Genomic DNA, 14,801 nt, shown 5'->3' on the forward strand with positions numbered 1-14,801 from the left:
TAGATATAAGGATAATTTGCCAGTGGGATAAAAGGCTGCCGGTTTGCCAGCAGCCTTTTAGCGGTATGGAGCTGGGGGATTTAGCTGAGGTGGCTTAGTGCGGCTGTTTTTATGTGCTCGATTTCATCAAGGAGCTCCAGGAGTTCCGGCTCTAAGTCGGAAATGTTACTGCCATTTTTCAGACTGCTTTCCAGCGTGTAGCAGAGTTGCCGTAGCACCGGCACACCACTGTATGCGCAGCTTCCATGGAGTTTGTGGATCACCTGCCAGAGTTCGACGTCTTTGCCATCCAGCGCACCTTGAACAGCTTTTTCGACAGCGGGGAAAGAGTCAACCAGCATCTGCAGCATTTCCTGGGCAAGATCTTCCTTCCCTGCGGCCTGCTTTAACGCCATTTGCCAGTCCAGGCTGTTCCCGGACAGCGAAATGGGTGACACCTGCGGAGCCGGTTCGTTAGCCTCCGGGATCTGCCCGGCTGCCCGGGTCCACTTGTTGAGGACCTGCTCGAGGATTGGCTCCTCGATAGGTTTTGTCAGGTAATCGTCCATCCCTGCATCCAGAAGGCGTTCACGCTCACCGGCCATGGCATGTGCAGTTACTGCAATAACCGGTGTGGCCCGGTTAAGCTCAATGCCACGGATAGCCTGGCAGGCAGAGACACCGTCCATTTCAGGCATCTGGATATCCATCAGGATAATGTCGAATTTTTGCTGACGTGCCTTTTCAACTGCAATGCCCCCATGCTCAGCGGTGACCACAGTATCCACCCGTTCTTTCAGCAGGGTTTCTATCAGCTTGAGGTTTGCCGGGTTGTCATCCACCGCCATAACAGTCAACGGCAGTTTATGGTGCAGTACCGGTGTTTCCTGTTCTGGGAGATAGGTAAGCTCCTGGCCTTCAGTCATCAGATCCGTCAGTTTGCGGTAGGTGACCGGTTTTGAAATGCACGCATATACGCCATGGCTCAGCAGGCGCTCAGAGAGGGCAAGCTCAGTGGTCGGCAGGCTGAAGATGACCTTGTCGGAGAATTGTTCTGCTTTGTAAGCCACATCCAACAGTATATTGACGTCAGGGACGTTACCTGCGGGCACGCTGTAAAGTACGGTGTCAAACCGGGTTACATCATCTGGCAGCACAGAGGCATGCTCAAAGGCGATGCCAAATTCAGTCATGCGGCTTCGCATGCTTGCAGCAGCGTAGTCGTTTGGCTCTACCAACAGCATCGAACGGCCTGTCAGGGCATCAATATTGATAGGGTGGGAAACCGGAAGGTCGGTTTTCACCAGCGTCAGGGTAAACCAGAAAGTCGATCCCTGGTGCAAGCGGCTGCGCAGGCCGATTTCACCACCCATCTGTTTGACCAGTTTCTGGGTAATGACCAGTCCAAGGCCAGTTCCGCCATAGCGGCGTGAAATACTGGCATCAGCCTGGCGGAATGCCTGGAACAACTGGCTTTGCTGGCGCTCTGAAATACCGATACCGGTATCACGTACCTTAAACTGGACTTCAACCACATCTTCCCGATCGAGTTTGAGTGAAGCCTCAACATCAATCTGTCCCCTTTCAGTGAACTTGCTGGCATTACCGATAAGGTTAGTAAGCACTTGCTGAATGCGGAGCGGGTCTCCAATGACACCGGAAGGAATACGGTTATCCACCCGAAGGTTAAGTTCCAGCCCCTTTTCATGTGCCATGGGGGCAAGCAGCCGCATCACCTCGTCGACTGTATCCTGGAAATCAAACGGGATATTTTCCAGCATCAGCTTGCCCGCTTCCAGTTTCGAGAAATCAAGGATGTCGTTGATGATAGTCAGCAGGTTGTTGGCAGATTTCTCAATGGTCTGCAGGTAGTCGCGCTGGCTTGGCGTCAGGCGGGTTTTCAGCATCTGCCGGGTAAAGCCGATAACCCCGTTCAGCGGTGTACGCAGCTCATGGGACATATTGGCAAGGAATTCGGACTTTATCCGTGCAGCTTCCTGGGCATCTTTCTTGGCTATATCCAGTTCGACGTTCTGGATCTCCAACTGCTCAAGGGTTTCCCGCAGGTCGGAAGTTGCCTGGTCGATACTTTGCTGCATCTCGGAATGGTATTCGGACAGGGAAACCGCCATCGCGTTGATGCCGTTTTTGAGGGTATCGAGCTCGCCAAGCATCTGTCCTTCAATCCGGGAGCCAAGGTGTCCGCGCCGGATACGGTCGACCATGCTGACCATATTGGAAATTGGCCGGGTGACGTCCTTCACCAGACGCCCGGCTGCGAGTGCGGAGAGGAACACCCCGGTCAGCACCACCAGGAAAGCGGTCATCAGTTCCTGGTACTGATGGAGCTGCACCGAGGTGAGGTCCATCTCCATGGCGACATAGCCAAGGTTTTCCTCATTGCTCAGCGAGCTGTTAAAGCGGCCAATGGCCTTGATAGGCATACGGAGGATCAGCGAGTCTTTATCCTGTGTTACATCCAGGATATCGGGTGGCAGGATCCCGTCCGGTATGGCCAGCATAGCCAGGTTCCGGTGATAGTTGGAAGTGGCAAACAGCTTGTTGTTATCGTCAAAGACAGCGATGCCACGCACGTACTTGGAATGCTGACGGTGGGCAAAGCCTATCAGTCGCCGGACATTTTCCCGGCTTTCGTTAGTGAGTCCATACTCCAGGGAGAGGGCAAGGGGTTCAATGATGGCTGCGCCGCTCAGGGCTATCTGGTCTTCCAGATCGTCGTAGCGGTTTTTAGTGAAAAACGCGCTCAGCAACAGGCCGATTATCAGGGTTGGGGTAATGGTCAGAATCACTACCCGTGCACGCAGTCCGTATTTGGTCATGCTCTCGTTATGTGGGACAATACAAGCTTGTCTTAAGTGATAGTTCGTAAAGCGGTGATTGTAACCTATTTTATTTGCTAAATAGGTTTTGGCACGGAATAGTCGAATACGCATCACATCTGTTGCTGATTACAACCTACGCTGCGCCGGAGAGGAAACCGGGGTGGCACTGACCGGTAAAAGGCCATGGCCCGTTTTTTTAAACCCCAGAAGAAAAAAGCTCTCGATACCCAGCATAAATCCCTGACAGTAACCCGACTTGACCACCATGGTGACGGTATCGGTTTTCTTGATAAGCGCCCTGTGTTTGTACCCGGTGTGCTGCCTGGGGAAGAGGCTCTGGTCCAGTTGGTTGAGCAAAAGAAAAACTATGCCCGGGCACGCCTGATAAAGCGCCTTTCAGACTCTCCTGAGCGGGTAAAGCCGGTTTGTCCCCATTATGCTGAATGCGGTGGCTGTAACCTCCAGCACTGTGACCATGACGCCCAGGTGTCGCACAAGCAGGCAGTGCTGGCGGATCTGATGAATAAGCTTGCCGGTGCCTCGGCAACACAGGACGCACCATTGACATCGTCTCCGCTCGGTTACCGCAGGCGAGCACGTCTCAGTCTTCGCGTCGGCAAAGATGGTGCCTTGCAGATGGGTTTCCGCCGCCGCGGTGCAGACAATATCGTTGATGTCGAGGTTTGCCCGGTCATGAGCCAACCCCTGCAGGCGCTTCTTGAGCCGCTACGGAAGCTGTTTGGCAGCCTTCGTGGCCGCCGTGTCCTGGGGCATGCTGAGCTGGCAGAAGGGGCATACGGCGTTGTGTTGCTGGTGCGGACTACCAAGGCACTGGTCGTTGATGACGTTGTGTCCCTGACCGGTTTTGCCGAAAACGCAGGTATCACGCTGTACATCCACCAGGGCAATGATGCACCGGTTCGGGTAAGTGGTAACCAGCCCGCCTATAATCTGGGCGAACTGTCCCTGGCATTTGAACCGACTGACTTTATTCAGGTCAATGGAAGCGTAAACGAAAAAATGGTTGCCCAGGCACTGGCGTGGCTGGATGTACAGCCTGACGATCGGGTACTTGATCTGTTCAGCGGTGTGGGCAATTTCAGCCTGCCGCTGGCTGAAATTGCATCGGCAGTCGTTGGTGTTGAAGGTGTCGATGAAATGGTGGAACGGGCTGCGGCGAATGCCCGGCGGAACCGTCAGGAGAACGTGGCGTTTTACCAGGCCAACCTGGAAGAGCTACCGCACAGTGCACCGTGGACGAAAGAAAAATTCACAAAAGTCTTACTGGATCCGGCCCGAGCCGGGGCTGCAGGTGCTATGGAGTTTGTGGCACAATTGCGTCCAGAACGTATCGTTTATGTGTCTTGTAATCCGGCCACTTTGTCGCGGGACAGCCAACAACTGCTGTCAGCCGGGTACAAGCTAGAAAAGCTGGGCATGCTCGACATGTTCCCACACACCGGACACTTGGAGTCGATGGCGCTTTTCGTCAAATCATAATGCTGCAGGCAACCCCGCCTGCACAGAGGAATTAGCAGGAAACAAAGCATGGTTGCAATTCGTGGGGCGCACCTTAAGGAAAATGAAGAATTTACCCTCGAAGGATGGGTTAACAGCCTAAGCCAGGATGTACAGACATCTGCTGCCCTGACGTCCGCTTACCAGCAGGCGTTAAAACTGGGCACTGAAGAACAGTTGGCAATGCCGCTCTGGCGTGGCCGGGAAATGATTGAGATCCTGGTTACCCTCAGTATGGACACCGATACTCTGGTGGCAGCCCTGTTGTTCCCGCTTGCCGAATCGGGCCTCCTGAAGCGGGAAACCCTGGAAGAAAACTATAACCCGGATGTGGTCAAACTGATTGACGGTGTCCGGGAAATGGCGGCTATACGCCAGCTCAATGCCAGCGCAGAGGGTTCTGCCACGGCCACCCAGGTGGACAATGTCCGCCGTATGCTGTTGTCGATGGTGGAAGACTTCCGCTGTGTGATTATCAAGCTGGCAGAGCGTATCTGTTACCTGCGTGAGGTGAAAAATGAGCCTCACGAGGTGCGTATTGCTGTTGCCAAAGAGTGCGCCAATATCTATGCCCCGTTAGCCAACCGCCTCGGTATTGGCCAGCTAAAATGGGAAATTGAAGATTATGCCTTCCGTTACCAGCACCCGGATACCTACAAGCAGATAGCCAAGCAGCTGGCTGAGCGGCGTATCGACCGGGAAGACTACATTGATGCCTTTGTGGCTGACCTGCGCCAGTCGATCAAAGAGGCCTCCATTGATGCTGAAGTCTATGGCCGTCCTAAGCATATCTACAGTATCTGGCGCAAAATGCAGAAAAAGGCGCTGGATTTTGATGAGCTGTTTGATGTCCGAGCCGTGCGCATCATCGCCGAAAAACTGCAGGACTGTTATGCTGCCCTCGGTGTAGTCCATACCAAATACCGCCACCTCCCGAAAGAATTTGACGACTATGTCGCTAACCCCAAGCCCAATGGTTACCAGTCGATCCACACCGTGGTGCTGGGGCCGGAAGGCAAGACGGTAGAAATCCAGATCCGTACCCGCCAGATGCACGAAGATGCCGAGCTGGGTGTCGCCGCGCACTGGAAGTACAAAGAAGGTTCCTCAGCTCGCTCCAGTTTCGATGAGAAAATAAACTGGCTGCGCAAACTGCTGGCCTGGCAGGAGGAGATGTCTGACTCCGGCGAGATGATGGACGAACTCCGCAGCCAGGTGTTTGATGACCGGGTGTATGTCTTCACACCGAAAGGGGACGTGATTGACCTGCCAACCGGTGCGACCCCGCTGGATTTTGCCTACCACATCCACTCGGAAGTCGGGCACCGCTGTATCGGCGCCAAGGTGGAAGGGCGCATCGTACCTTTCACCTACCAGCTCCAGATGGGAGACCAGATTGATATCATCACCCAGAAAGAGCCAAACCCGTCCCGTGACTGGCTGAATCCCAACAACGGTTTTGTGACCAGCGGACGTGCCCGGGCAAAAATCAACGCCTGGTTCCGCAAGCAGGACAGGGACAAGAACATTGCGGCCGGCAAAGAGATTCTGGAAGACGAGCTCCACAAAATCGGTGCCCAGCTAAAAGACGCCAACCTTGCGTTCAAGCGCTTCAACGTCAACAGCACGGATGAGCTTTATGCAGGGGTAGGCAACGGTGACCTGCGTATCAACCAGCTTGTTAACTACATCAACTCACTGGTGAACAAGCCGACGGAGGAACAGGAAGATCAGGCGATCCTGGAGAAGCTGCAAACAGCGGAAACCAAGGCTGCCAGCAAAACCCACCGGGATGCCATTGTGGTCGAAGGTGTCAACAACCTGATGACCAACCTGGCACGTTGCTGCCAACCGATTCCGGGTGATGACATATCGGGCTATGTCACGCAGGGGCGCGGAATTTCTGTACACCGGGCGGACTGTGAACAGCTCGCTGAACTGCGCCACCATGCGCCGGAGCGTATCATTGATGCTGTCTGGGGCGCTGGGTACAAAGGTTCACACAACATTACCGTACGTGTGTCTGCAATGGACCGTACCGGGCTTCTCAAGGACATCACTACTGTCTTGTCAAATGACAAAGTGAAAGTGATTGGTATGCAAAACCGGATAGATGCAAAGCAGCAACTGAACGTGATGGATTTTGAGCTGGAACTGAACGATCTGGACACCCTGGCGAAAGTGCTGTCACACCTTGAAAACGTGCGTGATGTAACTGAAGCCAAACGGCTGAAATAAAAATGTTAATTCACTCTGAAAGGGAAGCGGAACGCTTCCCTTTTTGCTAGCGGGAGCTACAAAAATGAGCAAAAATCAGCAAGCCGTTGAACGCCTGCTCGGCATTATGGAAAGCCTGCGCCACCCGGAGAAGGGGTGCCCCTGGGACATTAAACAGACCTTTGAAACCATCGTTCCCCATACCATTGAGGAAACCTATGAGGTGGTGGATGCGATAGAAAATCAGCAATGGACTCAACTTCGCGACGAATTGGGCGATCTGTTGTTCCAGATCGTGTTCTATAGTCAGTTGGGTAAAGAGCAGGGCCTGTTTGATTTTGCCGATGTGGCAGAGGCTATCAGCGATAAACTTGAGCGTCGCCACCCGCACGTTTTCGGTGAAGAAGGCGAACAGTCTCCGGGTTGGGAGCAGATTAAGGCTGAGGAACGCCAGGAAAAATCATCCGGTGGAGAAATCAGCATTTTGGATGATGTTCCGGCGGCTTTCCCTGCGCTGACCCGTGCGGCCAAGTTGCAAAAACGTTGCGCATCTGTGGGCTTCGACTGGGATTCACTTGGCCCGGTTGCCGAGAAAGTATCTGAAGAACTTCAGGAAGTCATGGAAGAAGCAACTTATGCGGATGTTCAGCAGGAAAGGGTTGAAGAAGAGCTCGGGGACCTGTTGTTTGCAGTGGTTAACCTGTCCCGGCACCTGAGTTGCAACCCTGAGCAGGCACTGCGAAAAGCAAATAAAAAGTTCGAATCTCGCTTTCGCAAGATTGAAACAAAAGTACGTGAAAGTGAAAGAACGTTAGCGGAATGTTCCTTGGATGAGCTTGATTCGCTGTGGAATACCGTGAAAAGCGAGGAAAAAGTCAATTAAATGTAACGCCATGAATTGACGTACGACAAAAAAATACAGGGCACTGTGTGATAGTTTTCACGTTGTGAGAGGAAAAAGGGTCTGGTATCATGACGTCCCGTCCAGAAATCCGAAGTTTTTCCCCTTAAACTCCAATTCTCAGGTTTAGCATGACGACGAATTACATTTTTGTTACGGGCGGAGTAGTTTCTTCGTTAGGTAAAGGTATTGCTGCAGCATCACTGGCGGCGATTCTTGAAGCACGTGGCCTCAAGGTCACAATCATGAAGCTAGACCCATACATCAACGTTGACCCGGGTACAATGAGCCCGACTCAACATGGTGAAGTCTTCGTTACCGACGACGGTGCAGAAACTGACCTTGACCTTGGTCACTATGAGCGTTTCATCCGCACCAAGATGTCGAAGCGTAACAACTTCACTTCCGGCCGCATCTACGCAGACGTTTTGCGTAAAGAGCGTCGCGGTGACTACTTGGGTGCAACCATTCAGGTTATCCCTCACATCACCAACGAAATTAAGTCTCGCGTACTTGATGGTGGCGAAGGCCACGACGTTGCTATCGTCGAAATCGGCGGTACTGTAGGTGATATCGAGTCACTGCCATTCCTGGAAGCGATTCGCCAGCTGGCTGTTGAACTGGGCCGTGAGCGCGCCATGTTCATGCACCTGACTCTGGTTCCTTATCTGGCGGCTGCCGGTGAGGTGAAGACCAAGCCAACCCAGCACTCTGTTAAAGAGCTGCTTTCTATCGGTATCCAGCCGGATATCCTGATCTGCCGTAGCGACCGTGCTATTCCAGCAAACGAGCGTGCCAAGATTGCTCTGTTCTGTAACGTACCAGAGCGCGCCGTTATTTCGATGAAAGATGTTGACTCTATCTACAAGATCCCTGCGCTTATCCGCTCTCAGGGCTTGGACGATCTGGTCTGTCAGCGTTTTGGTATTACTGCACCACAAGCTGATCTGGGTGAGTGGGAACAGGTAATCTTCGAAGAAGCCAACCCAACCGGTGAAGTGACTATCGGTATGGTAGGTAAGTACATCGAACTGCCGGATGCATACAAGTCAGTAAACGAAGCACTGAAGCACGGAGGCTTGAAAAACCGTCTGACCGTTAACATCAAGTATGTTGATTCACAGGACGTTGAGACCAAAGGTACTGAAGTACTGCAGGGTCTGGACGCAATCCTGGTACCGGGTGGTTTCGGTGACCGTGGTGTTGAAGGTAAGATCATGGCCGCGCAATACGCGCGTGAAAACAATATTCCTTACCTGGGTATCTGCCTGGGTATGCAAGTGGCGCTTATTGAATATGCCCGCAACGTTGCAGGCATGAAAGGCGCTAACTCTTCTGAGTTTGACAAGAAGTCTCCGTTCCCGGTTGTTGGTTTGATCACCGAGTGGGTTGACGCAGAAGGTCAGGTTGAGAAGCGTACAGAAAAATCAGATCTGGGCGGCACAATGCGTCTGGGTGCGCAACTTTGCCACCTGGCTGACGGCACTAAAGTCCGTGAAATGTACGGCAATGCAACCATTCATGAGCGTCACCGTCACCGTTATGAGGTGAACAACAACCTGCTTCCTAAGATCAAGGAAGCCGGCCTGGTTGTCTCTGGTCTGTCAGCAGACAAGAAGCTGGTTGAAATCGTAGAAAACCCTGCGCATCCATGGTTTGTTGCATGTCAGTTCCACCCGGAATTCACATCAACGCCTCGCGATGGCCATCCGCTGTTCGCTGGGTTTGTAAAAGCCGCCGGTATGTATCAACGCGGCGAGCTGTAACAGGGATTTGTGGCGGTTGCCAGATTGGTGGCCGTCTTTAATTTTTGTGAATTAAATAACACGAGAGGAAACACAATGGCTAAGATCGTTAAAGTTCTGGGTCGTGAAATCATCGATTCACGTGGTAACCCAACTGTAGAAGCAGAAGTTCACCTGGAAGGTGGTTTCGTAGGTATGGCTGCTGCGCCATCAGGTGCTTCTACCGGTTCACGTGAAGCTCTTGAGCTGCGTGACGGTGACAAGTCTCGTTTCCTGGGTAAAGGTGTACTGAAAGCAATTTCTGCCGTTAACGGCCCAATTGCTGAAGCCCTGCTGGGTAAAGACGCTCTGGCGCAAGCTGAAATCGACCAGATCATGATCGACCTGGACGGCACTGAAAACAAATCTAACTTCGGTGCTAACGCAATCCTGGCTGTATCTCTGGCAAACGCAAAAGCAGCAGCTGCTGCCAAAGGCATGCCACTGTACGAGCACATTGCTGAACTGAACGGCACTCCAGGCGTATTCTCTATGCCTCTGCCAATGATGAACATCATCAACGGTGGTGAGCACGCAGACAACAACGTAGACATCCAGGAATTCATGATTCAGCCAGTTGGCGCTTCTACCCTGAAAGAAGCTCTGCGTATCGGTGCTGAAGTATTCCACAACCTGGCAAAAGTACTGAAGGCTAAAGGCCTGAATACTGCTGTTGGTGACGAAGGTGGTTTCGCTCCTAACCTGGAATCAAACGCTGCTGCACTGGCTGCAATCAAAGAAGCTGTTGAAGCTGCTGGTTACGAGCTGGGCAAAGACGTTACCCTGGCTATGGACTGTGCATCTTCTGAGTTCTACAACAAAGAAACTGGTATGTACGAGATGACTGGTGAAGGCAAGACTTTCACTTCAGAAGGCTTCTCTGACTACCTGGCTGAACTGACTACCCAGTACCCAATCGTTTCTATCGAAGACGGTTGTGACGAGTCTGACTGGGACGGTTTTGCATACCAGACCAAGATCCTGGGTGACAAGATCCAACTGGTTGGTGACGACCTGTTCGTAACTAACACCAAGATCCTGAAAGAAGGTATCGACAAAGGCATCGCTAACTCTATCCTGATCAAGTTCAACCAGATCGGTTCTCTGACTGAAACTCTGGCTGCTATCAAGATGGCTAAAGATGCTGGTTACACTGCAGTTATCTCTCACCGTTCTGGTGAAACTGAAGATGCAACCATCGCTGACCTGGCTGTAGGTACTGCTGCTGGTCAAATCAAGACTGGTTCTATGAGCCGTTCTGACCGTGTTGCTAAGTACAACCAACTGATCCGTATCGAAGAAGCACTGGGTGAACGTGCTCCTTTCAACGGTCTGAAGGAAGTTAAAGGCCAAGCTTAATTGCTGACCGATACTTCTGTTTGAAAAAACCGCCCTCCGGGGCGGTTTTTTTGTGCCTTTGTGTTTGGCGCGCAAAACACCCGTTAAACTGGTAAGATACGCCCCTAAATGTTGCATAAAGACTGACACTTGGAGGAAACCCCATGCGGAGCCTGACCGCACTGCTTTTAGCCTTGTTTTGCTGGCTGCAGTACAACCTGTGGTGGGGGAAAAATGGTGTCAGTGATTACCTTTCTTTAAAAGACAATGTGGCGGTTCAGTCTGAATCCAATGCCCATTTAAAAAGCCGGAACGAACAGATGTACGCGGAAATTGCCGATTTGAAAAAAGGCAATGAAGCGATTGAGGAGCGGGCGAGAAATGAACTCGGGCTGATAAAGCAGGGTGAGACTTTCTTCCGTATCATCAATGACAAAGACTGACTGTTCCAGCAACTATCTGTACGGACTGCAATGACAACAACACATTCCCAATCACTTCTGCCTTCGGGTAACGGCATCATTGCCGTTGTACCCGCAGCCGGGGTCGGCAAGCGCATGGGATCAACCATTCCCAAGCAATACCTGACTATCGGTAACAAAACCATTCTCGAACATACCGTAGAAAAGCTGCTGTCGCACCCTGGAGTCAGCCAGGTGGTTATTGCCATCAGTGAAGGGGATGAGTGGTATCCTGAAACCGGGATAGCGGGAAATGACCGGGTGGTGGTTGCTCCCGGCGGGAAAGAGCGGGCAGACTCAGTATTGTCGGCATTGAAAAATATGCCGGAAAGTGAGTGGGTGTTGGTTCATGATGCTGCCCGGCCCTGTGTTACACCTGAAGATATTTCAGCACTGATTGACGGCGCCATGAACCACCATGACGGCGCAATACTGGCCGCCCCGGTCCGTGACACCATGAAGCGCAGTACCCAGAATGGAATGATCACCGAAACGGTTGAGCGCGAGCATCTCTGGCATGCGCTGACTCCGCAGATGTTTCGTCGCGAACAGCTTCTCAGAGCGCTGGAAAAAGCATTGCAAGAGGGGGCGCCGGTAACGGATGAAGCCTCCGCCATTGAATATTGCGGCGGAAAACCAAAGCTGGTCTGTGGCAGGGCTGACAACATTAAAATTACCCAGCCGGAAGATCTCGCACTGGCGGCGTACTACCTCACACAACAAAACAATGGATAAATCGCCGGACGAAGACTGGCGAAGGTAAGTGACGTTGAGCAGTGTCCTAACGCAATGATTCTAATTGGAGAGCTTTATGATTCGTATTGGCCATGGTTTTGATGTTCACAAGTTTGGTGGTGAAGGCCCGGTAATAATCGGTGGGGTCAGTGTCCCTTATGAGCAAGGCCTGATCGCCCATTCCGACGGAGATGTCGCCCTCCATGCTGTCAGTGATGCGTTGCTAGGTGCCATTGCTGCCGGTGATATTGGCCGGCATTTCCCGGATACAGATGACAAGTGGAAAGGGGCAGACAGCCGTATGCTGCTCCGCGATGTCTATGCCCGCGTGAAGCGCGCAGGCTATATTCTGGGTAACCTGGATGTCACTATCATTGCCCAGGCACCTAAGATGGCACCCCATATAGACAACATGTGTGCGGCGATTGCCGAGGATCTTGAATCCGATATTGATCGCATCAACGTCAAAGCGACAACTACTGAAAAACTGGGTTTTACCGGCCGCAAGGAAGGCATTGCCTGTGAAGCCGTTGTGCTTATCACCAAAAAGCCCTGATCTGATAATCAGGGCTTGTTAGCAGGATTAAACCCATGAGTGATGTAATGAGCCACTTTCCCTGGCTGTTTGGCAAACCGTCAGTAACCGGCACTATCAAAAACAGCCCGGAAGACTTCCTGGTTGACGAAGTTTCAGATTTTGAACCGGCAGGCCTGGGCGAGCATATGCTGGTCCATATTCAAAAGCGTGGCGAGAATACCCAGTATGTTGCCAACGAGCTGGCAAAAGCCTGTGGTGTTAAATCCCGGGATGTCAGCTGGGCAGGCCTCAAGGATCGCCATGCTGTAACAACACAGTGGCTTGGCGTGCACCTGCCAGGCAAAGAAAACCCGGATCTTACCGAATTTGTTGAAACCCATGAGGGTGTTGAAGCCGTTCTGGCGGTTACACGTCACAATAAAAAGCTGCGCCCGGGCGATTTGGCCGGAAACCGTTTTACACTTGTTCTTCGTGAAGTCTCCGATATGGTGGAGCTGGAACGACGCCTGCAACTGGTGAAAGAGCAAGGCGTGCCCAACTATTACGGTGAGCAGCGTTTTGGCCGAGAGGGCAATAACGTAACCCAGGCACGCCGCTGGGGAGCTGATGAAATTCGTGTCCGTGACAAGAATAAACGCAGCTTCTATCTGTCGGCTGCCCGTTCCTGGCTGTTCAACCAGATCCTTGCAGCCCGTATTGAGGCCGGTACGGCAGCGACACTGCTGCAGGGTGATTGCCTGCTGGACAACGAAGAACGTATGACAGTGGCTGAAACAGTAACACCCTCTTTACTGGAATCAGTGTCCAAAGGCACGCTCCATATCACCGGTGCGGTAGCGGGAGACAATGCATTGCCTGGCAGTGGTGAGGCAGAAGCATTCGAAATGGCGATATTGGACAAAGAGCCAGAATTGATGGCTTTGATTCGGGGAAACCGGATGCGTCAAGAGCGCCGCGAGTTGCTGCTCAAGCCTCAGGATATGGCATGGCACGGTGAAGGCGATGTAATGACGGTGTCCTTCAGTTTACCGGCAGGTTGCTTTGCAACTGCGGTTGTAAGGGAGCTAATGGAATACACGGAAGGAACGCCAGAATATGCGCATTCTGATAAGTAATGATGACGGTATATTTGCTGATGGCATAAACGCCCTTGCAGATGCGCTTTCGGAAATTGCAGATGTTGTCGTCGTTGCTCCTGACCGAAACCGTTCAGGCGCATCAAACTCGTTAACACTGGAAAACCCGCTTCGGGTGAGGGAAGTCAGCCCCGGCCGTTTTGCTGTACAGGGAACGCCGACAGATTGCGTACACCTTGCATTGAATGCGCTTTTGGACTTCCGCCCGGATTTTGTGGTTTCTGGCATTAACCATGGAGCCAATCAGGGTGATGACGTGCTCTATTCCGGTACCGTGGCCGCGGCAACGGAAGGGTTTTTCCTAGGGGTTCCGGCAATTGCCATTTCCCTGGTGGGGCAAACGCATTTTGAAACTGCGGCAGCTGTCGCGAGGAAAGTGATTCAAAACAGTTTGTTATCACCGTTGCCAGTGAATAAAATTCTGAACATCAACGTTCCTGATGTCCCGGAAAGCGAACTGGCTGGCTGGGAAGTGACCCGGCTGGGGGCTCGGCACCGGGCTGAAGGCATGATAAAAGAGCGGGATCCCCGTGGACATCCCATTTACTGGATTGGTCCTCCGGGAGCACGTCAGGATGCCGGTCCGGGGACAGATTTTTTTGCGGTTGAGCAGAACCGGGTTTCTGTTACACCGCTTCAGGTTGATCTTACTGCACACGACTCATTGCAAGCCGTGGACAGTTGGATAAATCACATCGAAAAGTAATAGGAAACTTCAGTGAGTACCCAACAATCACTCATTGACATTCTCTGGCAGCAGGGAATCAGGCAGCAACCGGTTTTGGATGCTATTGCCGGGATTCCCCGCCACCTGTTTGTGTCCGAAGCCATGGCACACCAGGCCTATTCCAATAATGCACTGCCCATAGGATGTGGACAGACTATCTCGCAGCCTTATATCGTTGCGAAGATGACAGAGCTTCTGGGGCTGAGGCGAGATATGCGGGTTTTGGAAATAGGCACAGGTTCCGGTTATCAGACCGCGGTGCTGTCGCGCCTTGTTGACCATGTCTATTCGGTTGAGCGTATCAAGCAGTTACAAATGCTGGCAAAGCGTCGCTTTAAGCTGCTTGATATTTATAATGTTTCCACCAAGCATGGGGACGGTTGGCGTGGCTGGCCAACGAAAGGGCCATTTGATGCCATTATCGTGACCGCCGCTGCTGCAAATATGCCGGAAGCCCTGGTGCATCAATTGGCTGACGGTGGCGTTTTAGTTGTTCCGGTAGGTACTGAATCACAACATCTTTATAAAGTGACCCGACAGGGTGACGAATTTTCTTCTGAAGTGGTTGAGGCCGTCCGGTTTGTTCCTCTGGTGGCAGGCGAACTGGCATAAAAAAGGATAAAG

General features: G+C 52.3%; 12 protein-coding genes. 11 read left to right on the top strand and 1 reads right to left on the bottom strand.

Annotated elements, in window-relative coordinates:
* Positions 1-80: 80 nt before the first annotated feature.
* The gene (barA, locus tag NF212_RS02855; RefSeq protein WP_434358646.1) at positions 81-2,819 is read right to left on the bottom strand and encodes a two-component sensor histidine kinase BarA; all 2,739 of its coding nucleotides are present in this window, start codon (positions 2,817-2,819) and stop codon (positions 81-83) included.
* 186 nt (positions 2,820-3,005) lie between these two features.
* On the opposite strand from barA, the gene rlmD reads away from it, so the two are divergent.
* The 11 genes from rlmD to NF212_RS02910 all read left to right on the top strand — a co-directional run bounded on the left by rlmD (position 3,006) and on the right by NF212_RS02910 (position 14,789).
* The gene (gene rlmD / locus NF212_RS02860) at positions 3,006-4,322 is read left to right on the top strand and encodes a 23S rRNA (uracil(1939)-C(5))-methyltransferase RlmD (RefSeq protein ID WP_434358648.1); all 1,317 of its coding nucleotides are present in this window, start codon (positions 3,006-3,008) and stop codon (positions 4,320-4,322) included.
* A gap of 48 nt (positions 4,323-4,370) precedes the next feature.
* The gene (relA, locus tag NF212_RS02865) at positions 4,371-6,578 is read left to right on the top strand and encodes a GTP diphosphokinase (protein WP_434358650.1); all 2,208 of its coding nucleotides are present in this window, start codon (positions 4,371-4,373) and stop codon (positions 6,576-6,578) included.
* Between the two features lie 64 nt (positions 6,579-6,642).
* Positions 6,643-7,440 carry a nucleoside triphosphate pyrophosphohydrolase gene (gene mazG / locus NF212_RS02870; protein WP_434358652.1) on the top strand — a complete coding sequence of 266 codons (798 nt, stop codon included), beginning with the start codon at positions 6,643-6,645 and terminating at the stop codon, positions 7,438-7,440.
* Between the two features lie 149 nt (positions 7,441-7,589).
* Positions 7,590-9,224: a CTP synthase gene (locus NF212_RS02875; protein WP_434358654.1), complete on the top strand. Its 1,635-nt coding sequence runs from the start codon at positions 7,590-7,592 to the stop codon at positions 9,222-9,224.
* Positions 9,225-9,299: 75 nt separating this feature from the next.
* Complete coding sequence (gene eno, locus NF212_RS02880) at positions 9,300-10,601, top strand: phosphopyruvate hydratase (protein ID WP_434358656.1); 1,302 nt, start codon at positions 9,300-9,302, stop codon at positions 10,599-10,601.
* A 143-nt stretch (positions 10,602-10,744) separates the two neighbouring features.
* On the top strand, positions 10,745-11,023 hold the full coding sequence (gene ftsB, locus NF212_RS02885) for a cell division protein FtsB (protein ID WP_434358658.1): 279 nt from the start codon (positions 10,745-10,747) through the stop codon (positions 11,021-11,023).
* A gap of 30 nt (positions 11,024-11,053) precedes the next feature.
* The gene (gene ispD, locus NF212_RS02890; protein ID WP_434358660.1) at positions 11,054-11,776 is read left to right on the top strand and encodes a 2-C-methyl-D-erythritol 4-phosphate cytidylyltransferase; all 723 of its coding nucleotides are present in this window, start codon (positions 11,054-11,056) and stop codon (positions 11,774-11,776) included.
* A 76-nt stretch (positions 11,777-11,852) separates the two neighbouring features.
* Positions 11,853-12,332: a 2-C-methyl-D-erythritol 2,4-cyclodiphosphate synthase gene (ispF, locus tag NF212_RS02895; protein WP_434358662.1), complete on the top strand. Its 480-nt coding sequence runs from the start codon at positions 11,853-11,855 to the stop codon at positions 12,330-12,332.
* Positions 12,333-12,367: 35 nt separating this feature from the next.
* Positions 12,368-13,429 carry a tRNA pseudouridine(13) synthase TruD gene (truD, locus tag NF212_RS02900; RefSeq protein ID WP_434358664.1) on the top strand — a complete coding sequence of 354 codons (1,062 nt, stop codon included), beginning with the start codon at positions 12,368-12,370 and terminating at the stop codon, positions 13,427-13,429.
* Complete coding sequence (surE, locus tag NF212_RS02905) at positions 13,410-14,156, top strand: 5'/3'-nucleotidase SurE (RefSeq protein ID WP_434358666.1); 747 nt, start codon at positions 13,410-13,412, stop codon at positions 14,154-14,156. The genes truD and surE overlap by 20 nt, the downstream gene beginning before the upstream one ends.
* Before the next feature lie 12 nt (positions 14,157-14,168).
* Positions 14,169-14,789, top strand: coding sequence for a protein-L-isoaspartate(D-aspartate) O-methyltransferase (locus tag NF212_RS02910; RefSeq protein ID WP_434358668.1), 621 nt, complete (start codon positions 14,169-14,171; stop codon positions 14,787-14,789).
* Positions 14,790-14,801: the final 12 nt, after the last annotated feature.

Origin of the sequence: Parasalinivibrio latis (assembly GCF_036825535.1) — a bacterium.
Taxonomy (GTDB): Bacteria; Pseudomonadota; Gammaproteobacteria; order Enterobacterales; family Vibrionaceae; genus Parasalinivibrio; species Parasalinivibrio latis.